The 13550-nt window shown below is 60.0% G+C and carries 10 protein-coding genes and 1 pseudogene; 2 read left to right on the top strand and 9 right to left on the bottom strand.

Annotated features, from left to right (window positions below; all coding sequences use genetic code 11):
* Positions 1 to 12: 12 nt before the first annotated feature.
* The 9 genes and pseudogenes from AB6M95_RS02960 to AB6M95_RS02920 form a co-directional block, all read right to left on the bottom strand.
* Positions 13 to 789 carry a FadR/GntR family transcriptional regulator gene (locus AB6M95_RS02960; protein ID WP_371385240.1) on the bottom strand — a complete coding sequence of 259 codons (777 nt, stop codon included), beginning with the start codon at positions 787 to 789 and terminating at the stop codon, positions 13 to 15.
* A 229-nt stretch (positions 790 to 1018) separates the two neighbouring features.
* Complete coding sequence (locus tag AB6M95_RS02955; RefSeq protein WP_371385239.1) at positions 1019 to 1453, bottom strand: acetyltransferase; 435 nt, start codon at positions 1451 to 1453, stop codon at positions 1019 to 1021.
* A gap of 260 nt (positions 1454 to 1713) precedes the next feature.
* Positions 1714 to 2010 carry an AzlD family protein gene (locus AB6M95_RS02950; RefSeq protein ID WP_371385238.1) on the bottom strand — a complete coding sequence of 99 codons (297 nt, stop codon included), beginning with the start codon at positions 2008 to 2010 and terminating at the stop codon, positions 1714 to 1716.
* Complete coding sequence (locus AB6M95_RS02945) at positions 1997 to 2647, bottom strand: AzlC family ABC transporter permease (RefSeq protein ID WP_371385237.1); 651 nt, start codon at positions 2645 to 2647, stop codon at positions 1997 to 1999. Before AB6M95_RS02945 ends, AB6M95_RS02950 begins: the two co-directional genes overlap by 14 nt.
* Before the next feature lie 45 nt (positions 2648 to 2692).
* Positions 2693 to 4786 (bottom strand): tetratricopeptide repeat protein, encoded by a 2094-nt coding sequence (locus AB6M95_RS02940; protein WP_371385236.1) that lies wholly within the window; start codon positions 4784 to 4786, stop codon positions 2693 to 2695.
* A gap of 470 nt (positions 4787 to 5256) precedes the next feature.
* Positions 5257 to 7021: pseudogene (locus AB6M95_RS02935) on the bottom strand (diguanylate cyclase).
* Positions 7022 to 7716: 695 nt separating this feature from the next.
* Positions 7717 to 7995, bottom strand: coding sequence for a transcriptional regulator (locus tag AB6M95_RS02930; RefSeq protein ID WP_371385235.1), 279 nt, complete (start codon positions 7993 to 7995; stop codon positions 7717 to 7719).
* Positions 7996 to 8016: 21 nt separating this feature from the next.
* Positions 8017 to 8520: a 2-amino-4-hydroxy-6-hydroxymethyldihydropteridine diphosphokinase gene (gene folK / locus AB6M95_RS02925; protein WP_371385234.1), complete on the bottom strand. Its 504-nt coding sequence runs from the start codon at positions 8518 to 8520 to the stop codon at positions 8017 to 8019.
* Complete coding sequence (locus tag AB6M95_RS02920) at positions 8517 to 9683, bottom strand: LL-diaminopimelate aminotransferase (protein ID WP_371385233.1); 1167 nt, start codon at positions 9681 to 9683, stop codon at positions 8517 to 8519. Before AB6M95_RS02920 ends, folK begins: the two co-directional genes overlap by 4 nt.
* Before the next feature lie 207 nt (positions 9684 to 9890).
* On the opposite strand from AB6M95_RS02920, the gene xerD reads away from it, so the two are divergent.
* Entirely contained in the window at positions 9891 to 10814 is a 924-nt protein-coding gene (gene xerD, locus AB6M95_RS02915) for a site-specific tyrosine recombinase XerD (protein ID WP_371385232.1), read from the top strand.
* Positions 10815 to 10839: 25 nt separating this feature from the next.
* Positions 10840 to 13527: a CBS domain-containing protein gene (locus AB6M95_RS02910; RefSeq protein ID WP_371385231.1), complete on the top strand. Its 2688-nt coding sequence runs from the start codon at positions 10840 to 10842 to the stop codon at positions 13525 to 13527.
* Positions 13528 to 13550: the final 23 nt, after the last annotated feature.

The following is a 13550-nucleotide window of genomic DNA, read 5'->3' as shown; positions in this document are numbered from 1 at the left end:
TACTCGTTGGGTCTAAGGTTGGTCTTCCTGCAGGAATTCGGCGTCCTGCGGGAGCGTGTCGTTTTCGGCGATGCACTGCCGAAGCAGAATGTAGTGGTGGCTGATGAAGCCCAGGGCGCGCATGATCTCTCCGTCCCGGAGAGCGCGGGCCGTGTCGCTCCAGTTGGCCGCGGCCCGGTCACGGAACCGGGGATTCTGGTACAGGGCGTAGTCGTGGGAGTTGAAGCCCATCTGCAGGGCGCGCATGACCCACTCGAAGAGCGGGTTGCGGGCCATGCGGGCGAGCATGATGTTCAACTGGCGGTCGAGTTCGCTGGTGACCAGAAGATCCGGCTCGTCCTCCCGGAGCAGAATCTCGAGGCGCATGGCCTCCTCAAGCAGTTCCTCCTTTTCCTCCCGCGTTCCGTGGGTCATGGCCAGCGTGGTGATGGTCCGGTCCATGGTTTCGCGGAATTCGATCAGCTGTTCCGGCTCAACCGGGTGCTGTTTCATGAAGAGGGCAAGCGATTCGGATACATTACTGACTTCCAGCTCGCGGACGTAGGCGCCTCCCTTGGCACCTTTGCGAACCTCGATGAGCCCCTTTTGCTTGAGGATCTTGAGGGCTTCGCGGACAACGCCCCGGCCCGTGCCGAACTGGGACTGCATGACCCGTTCGCTGGGCAGCCGTTCCCCGGATGGCATCCGCCCATCCACGATGGCGGCCTCGATCTGCAATGCGACTTCCTCGCTCGCCCGTCCGGCCTGGACCGGCGAAAATAGCGTTGAAGTGATGGTTGCTGTGTTCAATGGTCGTACCTAATTTGGATTTTTATAGGTTGTATAACCTCAAACAGGCTATGTCTGTCCGTTTGGTAGGACCATTCTAGGCAGGAATTTCATACTCCGTCAAGGGCGGGAATAAAACAGTGTGGGATATTGACTGAAGACAAGGGGAAAAAATGGTGCAAACGTGGATGAAGACAACTGCTTGCGCCCGGGAAATGGCAGAGATGGGGAAGTTTTGAGAAAAGGGAAATCAGCGCAACGTCAGGTGGAGAAGGGGAAAAGGATTGCCTTGGCCGTCCAGGGGCGAACGCCCCACGACCTTGAAGCCGAAGTGCTCATAGAACCCCAGGGCCTGCGGGTTCTGCTCGTTCACGTCCACCCGGATGACGCCGAGGCGGTCCACGGCGTGGCGGCACAGGGCTGTGCCGATGCCGCGCCCCCGGCTGTCCGGAGCGATGAAGAGCATCTCCAGGTTCCCGTCGGCAACGCCGCAGAATCCGAGGATTTTACCGGTTTCATCCCGTACGCAATGGAGCTCCACGGCATCGAAATACTGATCCAGGATCAGCGGCCGCAGGGCCAGGATGTCCTCTTCGGCCAGAAAATCGTGGGTCGCGCGAACAGAAGTTTCCCAGACGGAGAGCAGTTCGGCGTAATCGGCTGTATGGGCGGCTTCAATGTGCATGCGTGGTTCCTTGAGGGTTTGAAGCCGCTGCATAGCCGCTTCGACGCGGTTCGGCAACCGGCTGGTGAACCGGAGGGAAGGGCGGGACGGTTGTCCATGCAGGGCGTCACGTGGTCGGAGCAATCAGGCTGCTCAGAGCTTGTCCCGGGTCGGCTTGGGCGAATATAGCAGGCTTTGTATTGTCGGTAACATTTCGTGATGCTTTGTTATCATGAAGAAGGTGGTCTCGGTGGCGCGAATCCGCTTTCCGGGCAGGGTGATCACAGAAGATGGCGCAGCACGACCAGGGAGCCCACGCCTGCGACCAAGGACAGGGGCATGTTCCGGAAGCGTAAGGCCACGAGCAGGGTTATGCCCGAGGCCACGGCCTCGGCCGTGCCCACGGCGAAAACGAGCGGGGCGAGCAGGGCGGCCAGGATGGAACCCGGAAGGCGCGACAGGCATGCCTCCACCCGCTGGTTGCCCTGGACCAGGCGCACCAGCCACGGCCCGCTGATGCGGGTCAGGTAGGTCACGGCGGCCATGGCCAGGATGGCGGTCAGACTATCGATCCGCATGGTTCCCCCACAGGCCGGTCAGGCTTCCGACCAGGCCCCCGGCCACGATATACCACTTGCCGGGCAGGAAATGGTTGACGATCAGGGCGGTTATGGCGGCCACGGCCCAGGGCGGGATGTCGCCCCTGCCTTTCCACAGCCCGGCCAGCAGGGACAGGAACACGGCGGTGAAGGCGAAGTCGAGCCCGAAGGCCTCCGGGTCGGGGATGACGGCTCCGGCCAGCCTGCCGGTGATGGTTGCCCCCATCCAGGCGGCCCAGAGGAGCAGGCCGCTGCCCAGGAGAAAGCCCAGGTCGGACTTGCCACGGCTCACGGCCCCGTAGGTCATGGCCCAGCTCTCGTCCACCAGCAGGAAGAGCAGGGGAAGGGCGGTGCGGGAGGGGAGTCCGCGCATCCACGGCGTCAGCGACGCGCTCATGAGCACGTGCCGCAGATTGACGATGAATGTGGTGAAAACAAGAGCGGTTATGGGCAGGGGGTGGGACCACATGTCCAGGGCCACGAACTGGGACGACCCGGCGAAGATCAGGCCGCTGGACAGGGCCGATTCCGCCATGGTCAGCCCGGCCTGACGGGTGAGCAGGCCATAGACCATGCCGTAGGCGAACACGCTGAGGGCGACCGGCAGGGTGCGCAAGGCTCCCTGCCGGGCTGAATCCAATGTCAGGCGGGCGTTCACCGGCTAGAACGGATAGACGAGCGTGCTTTTGTCCTCGTCCTTTTCCGCCCCCATTTTCTTGTCGATGGCGTCAATGCGCGCCTGGGCGGCCACGCGCTGCTCTTTGCGGGAGGCGTTGCGCACCACGGTGCCGAGCAGCCGCTTGGCGGTCTCGTACTTGCCCCTTTTTTCATAGATCAGGGAGGCGCGGTACATGGCGGTCAGGCACCAGATGTTTTCCTCGGGATATTGCCACGCCAATTTAAGGTAATAATCCAGCGCCTTGTCCGGGTTGCGCATGGCCTGTTCGCCCTCGCCCAGCCAGAACAGGGTCTCGGCCTGCAGGGCCGTGGGCATGGTCGCCCTGGCGTCCCACAGGGCCAACAGCTCCTTCTGCGCGGTCTCGTATTCACGGCGCTGCTGGTAGAGCAGGGCCATGCGCAGCCGGGTCATGACCGGGACGGGCTCGCCGGTCTTGGCCATTTCCTGATAGGTTTCGAGGGCCTGGCCCTGATGCCCGGCGTCGAGCTCCAGGCGGGTCTTGATGTCCAGCCAGGCCATGCGCAGTTCGGGCGGCAGGGCGGGTTCGTCGATCCGGTTCAGGTATAAGGCCCCGAGTTGCAGGTCCTTGGCCTTGACCGCGTCGTCGGCCAGGTAGATCAGGCTGCGGATGCCGAAGGAGGAGTCGTCGAAGAGATAGGCGGCGCGCTTGGCCAGCCCCACGGACGGCTCGGCCGCGAAGCGCTGTTGCCAGTAGGCGAGGAGAAGCAGCCGGTCCAGGGGATACTGCTCGGCGGACAGGGCTTGCAGCTGGTTCGCCGGTGCGGCGGTCCAGAAGGGGGCCTCGGTTTCGGGGAGGATGTCCTCGCCGGCGGCCCCGGAGAGGGCGGTCAGAACCGGGTACAGGGCAAAGGCTTCGGCCGGTTTGTCGGGCAGAATTTTGTTCAAGTTATCCTTGAAGGCCAGCAACCCGGCCAACCGCAGACAGATGGGCAGGGTGTTCTTATCTGTTGAATTCCAAGTGGTTGTAGCAACCTGGGTGTTGCCGTTGGCCAGGGACAGCGCGAGTTTGAAGTTGCGCAGCAGGGCCGCGGTCTGTTCGGAGATGAGCATGGAACCAAGTTCGTTGTCGATGGCCTTTTCCGCATCGGCGGGAGCCATGGTCAGGATGTTGTTGCGGAACTTGGTCCAGGCTGCGGAGTCCGGATTGCCCAGGAACCAGTCGCTGCGGGACTTGGAATAGGGGGCCAGGACGTTGCCCGCCCAGAAGGCGTGGGCCTTGAGGTAGTTCCCTTCAAGGAATACATCAAGCTTTTCCGGTGTGTTACCGCTATCAAGGAAGTACAGAACCGCTGTCCAGAACGTACGGACCGTCTCATTGGACAGCTTGGCCACATACCCTGCGGCCTCATCGAATTTCTCCAGGGAAGCGGCGGCCAGGGCCTGGGCAATCAGTTGCGTGTCGGCGGGCGGCACCATGGGCGCGGTGGTCGCCGGGGCTTCAGCGGGGGCCTTGGCCGCAGTGCTGGCCGAGGGCAACATATCGGGATTAATGATGAAATTGGCTTTGTTCCAGAAGTCGTTCGACCAGACCTTGCGGCCCACGACCATGATCATGTCCAGGGCTTCCTTCTGGGAATCACGGGAAAGGGTATGGTTGGCAAGATAAGACCAGTACATCTTGACCCAGACGTCGTGCCAGATGGTCTCCAGGGCGGGTTCCCCCTTGAAGCGAGCGCGGATCTCATCGTCGGCCATGAACTTGGTCGCCTGGGTATACCAGAGCACGGCCTTGGTCAGGTCGCCGAGTCCCCGGTGGGCCTGGCCGCCCAGCCACAGCCGGTCGGCTTCGTCCTTGCCGGTGAAGGCCGGTGTCATCTCAATGATTTCAAGGGTCTTTGCTGGGGAGTTGAGGTTCAGGTAGACCTGGGCGCGCTTGAGCACGGCCTCGGGCGTGTCGGCGGCGGACTCCTGGGCATATTGCTTTTCCAGACGGTCCCAGGCGCGGTAGTGCTCGAGCCATTCCTGAAAGGACTGTTTTTCCGCGGCAAAGGCGGGGTTCAGTCCGGTCAGGGCCAGAAAAACGGTCAGAAGCGAAAACGCGATGCGTGATTTCATTTTTCCTCAAATCAGCCGTGACGGCATTTTGTCTGTTTGCGATGGGGTCATCCTTACCAGCCGCGAAAAAAATGCTCAATGGGCAGCAAAGGCGTTTCTTCAATCCGGACATTCAATCTGCGGTCCTTGATGGACGGGACGAACAAAAGCGGGAAGGGCAAATTCGTCCGGTTCCGCACGGTGCCGATTGGTCCTGCCTGTCCCCGCATTATTAAAAGTTTACATAATTTACATTATGAGACAAATATACAAACATTTGAATTCATGAAGTTTTAAGAACACACATGAAGGAATGCTCTCAAAAGTCAAAGATGCATTGGTAAGTCATCAAAGGAGGCATTGGTAAGTTGTCAACAGCTGGAATCTGGGCATGCGCGACAATCCCCGTCACCCTTGGCGGAGGCAAAATCGAACCCCCCACAGACTCTGCCCGTTGCCGTTCTGAATGCTGTAGGCGCTCTTATGTGGAGTTATTCCGACTCCACTTTGTTGCGGCCGCCTTGCTTGGCGCGATACATGGCGGTGTCTGCTCGTTTGATGACCATACTATGCCCTTCCTCTTCACTCTGAATTTCCGTCACCCCGAGGCTGACCGTGAAATGAAGAAGGTTTCCGTCTTCCATGAAGAATTCGGCGTGTTCAATGCATTTGCGGATTCGTTCGGCGACGATCAACGCCTCTTCCAGTACGGAGGCTTTTTCCGGCTGCTTTCGCAATGAAGACGAGAACGTCATCGCCAACATCATGTCCATAGGTATCGTTGACATTTTTAAAATTGTCGGCATCGAACAGGATGAGGCTGGTTTTTCTTTTGTACCGCCGCGTCCGCAGGAGTTCATCTTCCAGTTGTTCAATGAAATAGCGCCGGTTGTATAAACCGGTGAGTTCATCCGTGCTCGCCATGAGCTCAAGCTTGTTTTCGGTTTTTTTCCGCTCTGTAATGTCGCGGAGCATTCCCACAGCGAAAAACTCGCCGTCGACCTGAAATGCACTGACGGAACGTTCCACGGGAATGGTCTTCCCGTCTTTTCGAATCGCCGGAAACTCCATGACCGAATCGAGCACCGGGCCCTTGCCCGTCGTCGCAAATTGTCGGAGCCCCTTCTGGGCCGGGTCGAGATACTCCGGAGGTGTGATGAGCGGGTGCATCTTTTGGCCGACGGCTTCCTCCGACGTCCATCCCAAGACCTTTTCCGCAGCCGGGCTCCAAAACAGGATCGTGTCCTCGGCATCGATCATGATGAGGGGGTCATATGTGGCCTCGGCCATGGCCTGAATCTTCGACTGTTCGGCCGCCAGCTTCTTGGCGATGACTTCACGCTGGGTTATGTCGTGTACAGTTCCGAAAGAACGGAGCCACTCCCCTGCCCCATCGTACCGGTTCTCGCCCCGCTCATGAACGTGCCGGACCGACCCGTCCGGCCGAATGATCCGATGGTCGACGGAAAGCTTTTCACGGGACTCGATGGAGTGCCAATAGGCGTTTTGCATAAGCTCCCTGTCCGCTGGGTGCACCATTTCGAAAAAGGCGTCCAGGGATGGCGTGAACTCCGATTGGTCCACCCCGAAGATGCGGTAGGTTTCCTCGGACCAGTCGACACGGTTGGTCCGGGGATCATAGGCCCAATTGCCGAGATGGGCGAGAGCCTGCGCTTCGTCGAGATCCGTCTTTCCCTGCATCACTTCGAGACGCTGCCTCAGGTCGCGGTAGCCCACATAGAGGAAGATGAAGAAAAAGAACAGGAACGCCAGGTGGATATACCTGGACAAGGGATGGTGAACCGGCCATCCCTTTTGGGGAAGCGCTGCCATCTGCCAAGAACCAGAGGGGAAAAAGATGTCCGAGAGGATCGCTTCGGAGGACGGATCGAAAAGGCTCTTGTCACCGAAAATGACCTCCCCTTGGACCCCTTTTCCGTCTTTTCCACGGATGGCGATGCGCAGATCCGAAATATTCTTCGCATCCAGAACGCGAAATAACCGATCCGTGTCAAGGACTGCGGAAACGATGCCCCAGAATTTGTTGCGGCCGCCGTCCGCTGTTGAACCGTTGTCTATGAAGACTGGTGCGCGGCCGATGAGTCCCATCCCTCCCTGCACAAGTTTGACCGGCCCGGCAACCACCATGGTCTTGTTCTGCATGGCAAGTTGGACCTGGGGCCACTGGTTGGGCAGGTTGCGGTAATTGATACCTATGACATTTTCATTTCCTCGTAAGGGATACACGAATCGCATGACCAAATCCGGCGCGGCACCCAAATTCCTCAGGAGATTGTTATCCTGCAACGCCCCCTGCGCGTACAGACTGAATTCCTTGGCCGTGATATAGGGATGAACCGAGATGTAGTTTGCCGTTCCTTGGATAAGAAGGAGGTTGTTGACAATCTCCTTTTCCATGCCGACCCGGATCGGCGCAATCCTCTGCGAGACGTCAACCACCTGTTGACTACGGTACTCGCGCAAAAGGAGTTCCTGCAGCACGAGATCGACTGAGAACAACACGAGAAACAATACCGTCAAATATATCGAAAACTTAAGTCGCATAGCCGTTCCTTGTCCAGACTCCGTTTTTGGCACCGCAAGGCTCGCCGGTCAGACGTCGCCTGACCCTTGGGCGCTTCACGGTATTCTTCCTTCCGGACCAGCTTTCCGTCCGGGGATGTCCGGCTTAATCGGCAGACTTTTTTCTCAAGCTTGCCGTGTATATCCCCACCACTTGATTGTGAATACGCTGTTATGCATTAAAAAAAACAATTATTCTTTCTGTGGAGGGAGGCGGAAAGGTCGGGCGGCTGGGAGGGCTAAGCGGCGCGGGCGGTCGACCGATGGTGAGGAATGCGGGCACTTGATGGGTGGGCCTCCGCGCCGAACATCAGGCCCAAAAAAAGGCCCCTTGCAAGGGGCCTTTTCTTTCGGATTGGTGGGTGAGACTACTCTTCTTCCTGTTTCGGGGCTGCCGCGCCGATGCGCTTGAGGTATTTGTCCCGGCATTCGTAGGAACAGAACACGTGGACCTTGTCCCCTTCCCGGACGCGGATGTCTCCGTCCTTGTCGACGTAGGTCCCGCACGACGGGTCCTTGACCATTTCGCCGGAGGCCACCTTCTGCTTGAAGGATTTGTCGTTTTGCATGTCCTTCTTGCGCTTGTCGCCCATGAAGAGCTTGTAGACCAGATACAATGCGGCGGCGATGACCAGGAATTTAAGCATGGGTAGCCTCGTTGGTTGGTTTTAGGAGTCCTGCCAGAGCTTGCGCCCTTCCTGGCGATACTTGATGGCGGCAAGGGCCTCGTCCACGGTGGTTCCGTCCGGGAAGACGAAATCCGGGGCGATCTCCTTGAGCGGCACGAGCACGAACGCCCTTTCCTTGGCGCGCGGATGCGGCAGGGTCAGGAAGTCCATGTCCATGACGGTGTCGCCCCAGGCGATGATGTCCATGTCGAGCGGCCTGGGGCCGCCGGGAACGGCCCGGGTGCGGCCCATCTTGGCCTCGATGGCCGTACAGGTGGACAGAAAGCCCGCCGGCGACCATATCTCGGCGTCGATTTCGAGCTGGACCACCTGGTTGGTGAACCACGGCTGATCCTTGACTTCGCCCTGAGGCTCGGTTTCGTAGTATTCCGAGACCTTTCGCAGGCGGATGTCGTCACCGTAGTCCTCAAGCAGGACCAGGGCCTCATGGAGGTTGTCTTCGGTGTCTCCCACGTTGGAGCCGAGGCTCACGTAGCAGATCACAGTTTCGAAATTCTGGATACGGCCTCCTCGAGCTTGTCGTTGTTCACGGTCAGGGAGATGCGGAAGTACCCTTCTCCCGGCGTGCCGAAACCGTTGCCCGGGGTCAGGACGACGCCGGTCTTCATGAGCACGTTGGTCACGAATTCCGCAGACTTGTACCCTTCCGGAACGTTGCACCACAGGTAGAAGGAGGCGTCCGGCACACGGTGCTTGATGCCGATCTTGTTCAGCGCGGCGCTGACCACGTCCCGGCGCTCCCTGTAGATGGTCCGGAAGCTCTCGGCAAAGGGCTCGCCCTCGCGCAGGGCGGCAATGCCCGCCTCCTGGACGGCCTGGAAGATGCCGGAGTCGACGTTTTCCTTGATCTTGCCCAGACCGGCGACGAGGCTCTTGTTGCCCACGGCCATGCCGATGCGCCAGCCGGTCATGTTGTAGGTCTTGGACAGGGAGTGGAACTCGATGCAGACGTCTTTGGCGCCCTCGCATTCCATGATGGACATGGGCTTGTTGTCCGGATCGTAGTAAATTTCGGTGTAGGCCGCGTCGGAGACGACGATCACGTCGAATTCCTTGGCCTTTGCGATCAGCTTTTCATAGAAGGGCTTGGTCGCCGTGGCCGCGGTCGGGTTGTTCGGATAGCAGACGAAGATCATCTTGGCCTTGGCCCAGGTGTCGTCGGAGATGGCGTCCAGGTCCACGAGGAAGTCGTTTTCCTCGAGCAGGGGAAGGTACTCCACCCTGCCCCCGGCGAACTCGGTGGCGACGCCGTAGACCGGGTAGTTCGGGGTGGCCACCAGGACCGTGTCGCCGGGATTGACGTAGGCCAGCGGGAAATGGGCGATGCCCTCCTTGGAGCCGATCAGGCTGACGATCTCGGTCTCGGGATCAAGGTCGACGTTGAACCGCTGCTTGTACCAGTCCGCCACGGCCTGGCGGTAGGCCAGCATGCCGACGTAGTCCGGATAGCGATGGTTCTTCGGCTTCTTGGCGCTTTCGTACAGCGCCTCGATGATGAACTCCGGGGTGGGCAGGTCGGGATCGCCTATGCCCAGGCTGATGATATCCATGCCCTTCTTGGCGACTTCGGCCTTGGCCTTGTCGATGGCTGCGAAAAGGTACGGAGGCAGCGCCGAAAGGCGGTCGGCCAACTTGAATTCAGACATCTATGATCTCTCCTTGAAATCCGATATTGAAGCACTTTCATAATGGCGGCATGACCCAGTGTCAATGCGAACCATTGCGCTTTGACCCTCACCTTGGTAGCAAGGATGTAGGCAGCCGTGCTTGGTTTCCATGCAGTGTGGCAGATACCCTTTTCCCGTGGATATTATCCAATACTTTAATAGTATCAAACCGGTCCGGCAGTGATCATGGCGCGCCCAGACAAAGAAAAAAACATCAATGAGTACAACCACCCTTGGGTGGACCGGTATCTTGAGCACCTGCTGATCGAAAAGGGGCTGTCCGAGAACAGCCTGACCGGCTACGCCAACGACCTGGGGTCCCTGCTCGCCTTCCTCGAGGACAAGTCCTTCGCCCTGAAGGACCTGACGGACAGGACCCTGTTCCTCTACCTGACCCATCTGCGGGCCCGGGGGCTGAAGAGCCGTTCCCTGGCCCGGCATCTCTCCTCCCTGCGCGGGTTCTTCGCCTTCGCCGTGGGCGAGAAATGGTACAAGGAGGACCCGGGCCAGCTCCTGGAAAACCCGAAGCTGCCGCGCAAGCTCCCGGAATTCCTGAGCCGGGAGGAGATTTCCCGCGTCCTCGCCCTGCCCGACACCTCCACCCCGCTCGGCATGCGCGACAAGGTCATGCTGGAGCTGCTCTATGCGGCGGGGTTGCGGGTGTCCGAGCTCATCGGCATGAAGGTCCTGGACTATGATCCGCAGGTGGGCATGCTCAAGGTTTTCGGCAAGGGATCCAAGGACCGGCTCATCCCCATCCACTACACGGCCCAGGACTACCTCAACCGCTACCTCGAATTCACCCGGCCCGGCTTCAAGCCGCGCGAGGATTTCATGTTCCTGAACCGCTCGGGCAAGGGGCTGACCCGCCAGGGCGTGTGGAAGCTGATCAAGAAATACGCCGAGGCCGCCGGAATCAAGCGGTCCATTTCACCGCACACCTTCCGCCATTCCTTCGCCACCCATCTGCTGGAGGGCGGCGCGGACCTGCGCACCGTGCAGATTCTCCTGGGGCACGCGGACATCAGCGCCACCGAGATCTACACCCACGTCGAGGCCAACCGGCTCAAGACCCTGCACCGGAAATTCCATCCGCGATCAACCATGTGATCATCGTAATAACGCAGAATATGAAATGAAAAATAAACAGGAAAGGATACAGGCCCCGACCGTGATCACGGCCCATGCCAACGCGGATTTCGACGCCCTGGGGGCCATGGTCGCGGCCAGCAAGCTCTACCCGGAAGCGGTGCTCATCTTTCCGGGCAGCCAGGAGTCCAGCCTGCGCAACTTCTTCATCGAGAGCACCACCTATCTCTTCAATTTCAAGGCCTTCAAGGACATCGAGCCCGAGTCCGTGAAGCTCTTGGTGGTCGTGGATACCCGCCAGCGTTCGCGGATTCCCCACGTCCGGCCCGTGCTGGACAACGAGGGGCTGCGCATTCACCTCTACGACCACCACCCGGACAGCGACGAGGACCTGCCCGCCGAAAAGACCGTGGTCCGCGACTGGGGCTCCACCACGACCATCATTGTGCACGAGATCAAGGAGCGCGGCCTGACCCTGAACACGGAAGAGGCCACCCTGCTCGGCATCGGCATCTACGAGGACACCGGTTCCTTCGGCTTCAACACCACCACACCGCAGGATTTCGAAGCCGCTGGCTGGCTCAAGTCCCAGGGCATGGACATCGAGGTCATCACCGACCTGCTGTCCCACGAACTGTCCGCCGAACAGGTCACCTATCTCGGCGAATTGTTCAAGAACGCCAAGACCTACGACATCCACGGCGTGGACGTGGTCATCACCGAGATGTCCACGGACAAGTTCGTGCCGGACTTCGCCCTGCTGGTCCACAAGCTCATGGACATGGAGAAGATCAAGGTGGTCTTCGCCCTGGGGCGCATGGCCGACCGCATCCACCTGGTGGCCCGGTCCAGGAACCCGGACGTCAACGTGGGCCGCATCTGCGCCTCCCTGGGCGGCGGCGGGCACGACGCGGCGGCCTCGGCCACGGTCAAGGACCGCACCCTTGCCGAGGTGCGCGACGACCTGTTCGCCCTGTTCTACTCCCAGATCAATCCGCAGATCGTGGTGGATTCCCTCATGTCCCGTCCGCCCGTGGTCATCGAGGGCGATAAGACCATGGCCGACGCCGTGGAGCTGATGACCCGCTACGGGCTCAAGGACGTACCCGTGGTGGAAAAGGACAGCATGCGATGCGTCGGCATCATCGGCCATAAAATCGCGGACAAGGCCATATCCCACCACCTGGGCGACGTGGGCCTGAGCGAATACATGACCCGGACCTTCGAGACCGTGGAGGCCAAGACAGATCTCTACCGGGTCATGGAGATTATTCTGAGCAACCGCCAGCGCATGCTGCCCGTGGTGGAGAACGGAGAACTGGTCGGGGTCATCACCCGCACGGACCTCATGAACATGCTCATCGAGGAGCCCGCGCGCATCCCTGACTCCCTCATGCCGGACCACCGCAGGGAGCGGAACATCGCCTCCCAGGTCAGGAACCGGCTGCCCCAGCGCATGCTCGACCTGCTCAGGGAGGCGGGCGAACTGGGGTCGGAAATGGGCTGGGAGGTCTACGCCGTGGGCGGGTTCGTGCGTGACATCCTGTTAGGTCGGCCCAACTTCGACCTCGACCTGGTGGTCGAGGGCGACGGCATCACCTTCGCCAAACGGTTCGCGGCCAGGCTCGGCGGCCGGGTCAAGGCGCACTCCAAGTTCAAGACCGCCGTGGTCATCCTGGACGACGGCCAGCGGGTGGACGTGGCCACGGCCCGGCTCGAATACTACGAATACCCCGCCGCCCTGCCCACGGTGGAGCTCTCGTCCATCAAGATGGACCTGTACCGCCGCGACTTTACGGTCAATGCCCTGGCTCTGCGCATCAATCCGGGCCGCTACGGGCAGTTGGTGGATTTTTTCGGGGCCGAGCGGGACATCCGCAACCGGACCATCCGCGTGCTCCATTCCCTGAGCTTCGTGGAGGACCCGACCCGCATCCTCCGGGCCATCCGCTTCGAGCGGCGCTTCGACTTCCAGATCGGCGGCCAGACCATGCGGCTGATCAAGAACGCGCTGAACCTCAAGTTGTTCAGCAAGCTCTCCGGCACCCGGGTCATGCACGAGCTGCAATTGATCATGAACGAGGAGGACCCCCTGGCCTGCCTGCTGCGCATGCAGGAGCTGGGCATCATGGAGGCCATCCACCCCCTGCTCTCCCTGGACAAGGAGCGCATCCAGATCCTGACCGAGCTGGTCAAGGTCCACAACTGGTACAAGCTCCTCTACCTGGACCCCGCAGTGGTCCCGTGGAAGCTGTATATCCTGGGCATGACCGCGGGCATCAAGCGGGACGAGATCAGCAAGGTGACCAGCCGCCTTCATTTCACCCAGCGGGAGGAGCGGGACTTTCTCCAGCTGCGGGACATGATCGGCGAGGCGCTCATGAAGCTCATGGGCTGGAAGGAGGGCCGTTCCCGCCTCAGCCGGTTGTACAAGATCCTCCATCCCATCCCGGTGGAAGGCATCCTGTTTCTCATGGCGCGCAGCCGCAAGGAATACATCCGGCGAAATATTTCACAGTATCTCGCCAGGTTGCAGTACATCGAGATCGAGGTGAACGGCAAGGACCTCAAGAATATCGGCATCGAGCCCGGCCCGATCTATACGATTATCCTGGACCGGCTGATGACGGCCAAGATCGACGGGCGCGCGGAAACCCGCCATGAACAATTGAATCTGGCGAAAAAATTGAATAAGGAACTGTCGGTGAACCTCAGGGACGAGAACGGTGACTAGACGCTTTCCCCTCTTGCCCTCGA

Source organism: Pseudodesulfovibrio karagichevae (assembly GCF_041414475.1).
GTDB lineage: Bacteria > Desulfobacterota > Desulfovibrionia > Desulfovibrionales > Desulfovibrionaceae > Pseudodesulfovibrio > Pseudodesulfovibrio karagichevae.
The sequence above is the reverse complement of the archived record's forward strand: the minus strand, read 5'-3'. Positions and strand labels throughout refer to the sequence as shown.

Bases quoted from the DNA above. Each gene is read 5' to 3' on its own strand.
- AB6M95_RS02955 (WP_371385239.1), bottom strand. From the start codon at position 1,453: ATGCACATTGAAGCCGCCCATACAGCCGATTACGCCGAACTGCTCTCC.
- AB6M95_RS02950 (WP_371385238.1), bottom strand. From the start codon at position 2,010: ATGCGGATCGATAGTCTGACCGCCATCCTGGCCATGGCCGCCGTGACC.
- AB6M95_RS02940 (WP_371385236.1), bottom strand. From the start codon at position 4,786: ATGAAATCACGCATCGCGTTTTCGCTTCTGACCGTTTTTCTGGCCCTG.
- AB6M95_RS02930 (WP_371385235.1), bottom strand. From the start codon at position 7,995: ATGCTTAAATTCCTGGTCATCGCCGCCGCATTGTATCTGGTCTACAAG.
- AB6M95_RS02920 (WP_371385233.1), bottom strand. From the start codon at position 9,683: ATGTCTGAATTCAAGTTGGCCGACCGCCTTTCGGCGCTGCCTCCGTAC.
- xerD (WP_371385232.1), top strand. From the start codon at position 9,891: ATGGCGCGCCCAGACAAAGAAAAAAACATCAATGAGTACAACCACCCT.
- AB6M95_RS02910 (WP_371385231.1), top strand. From the start codon at position 10,840: ATGAAAAATAAACAGGAAAGGATACAGGCCCCGACCGTGATCACGGCC.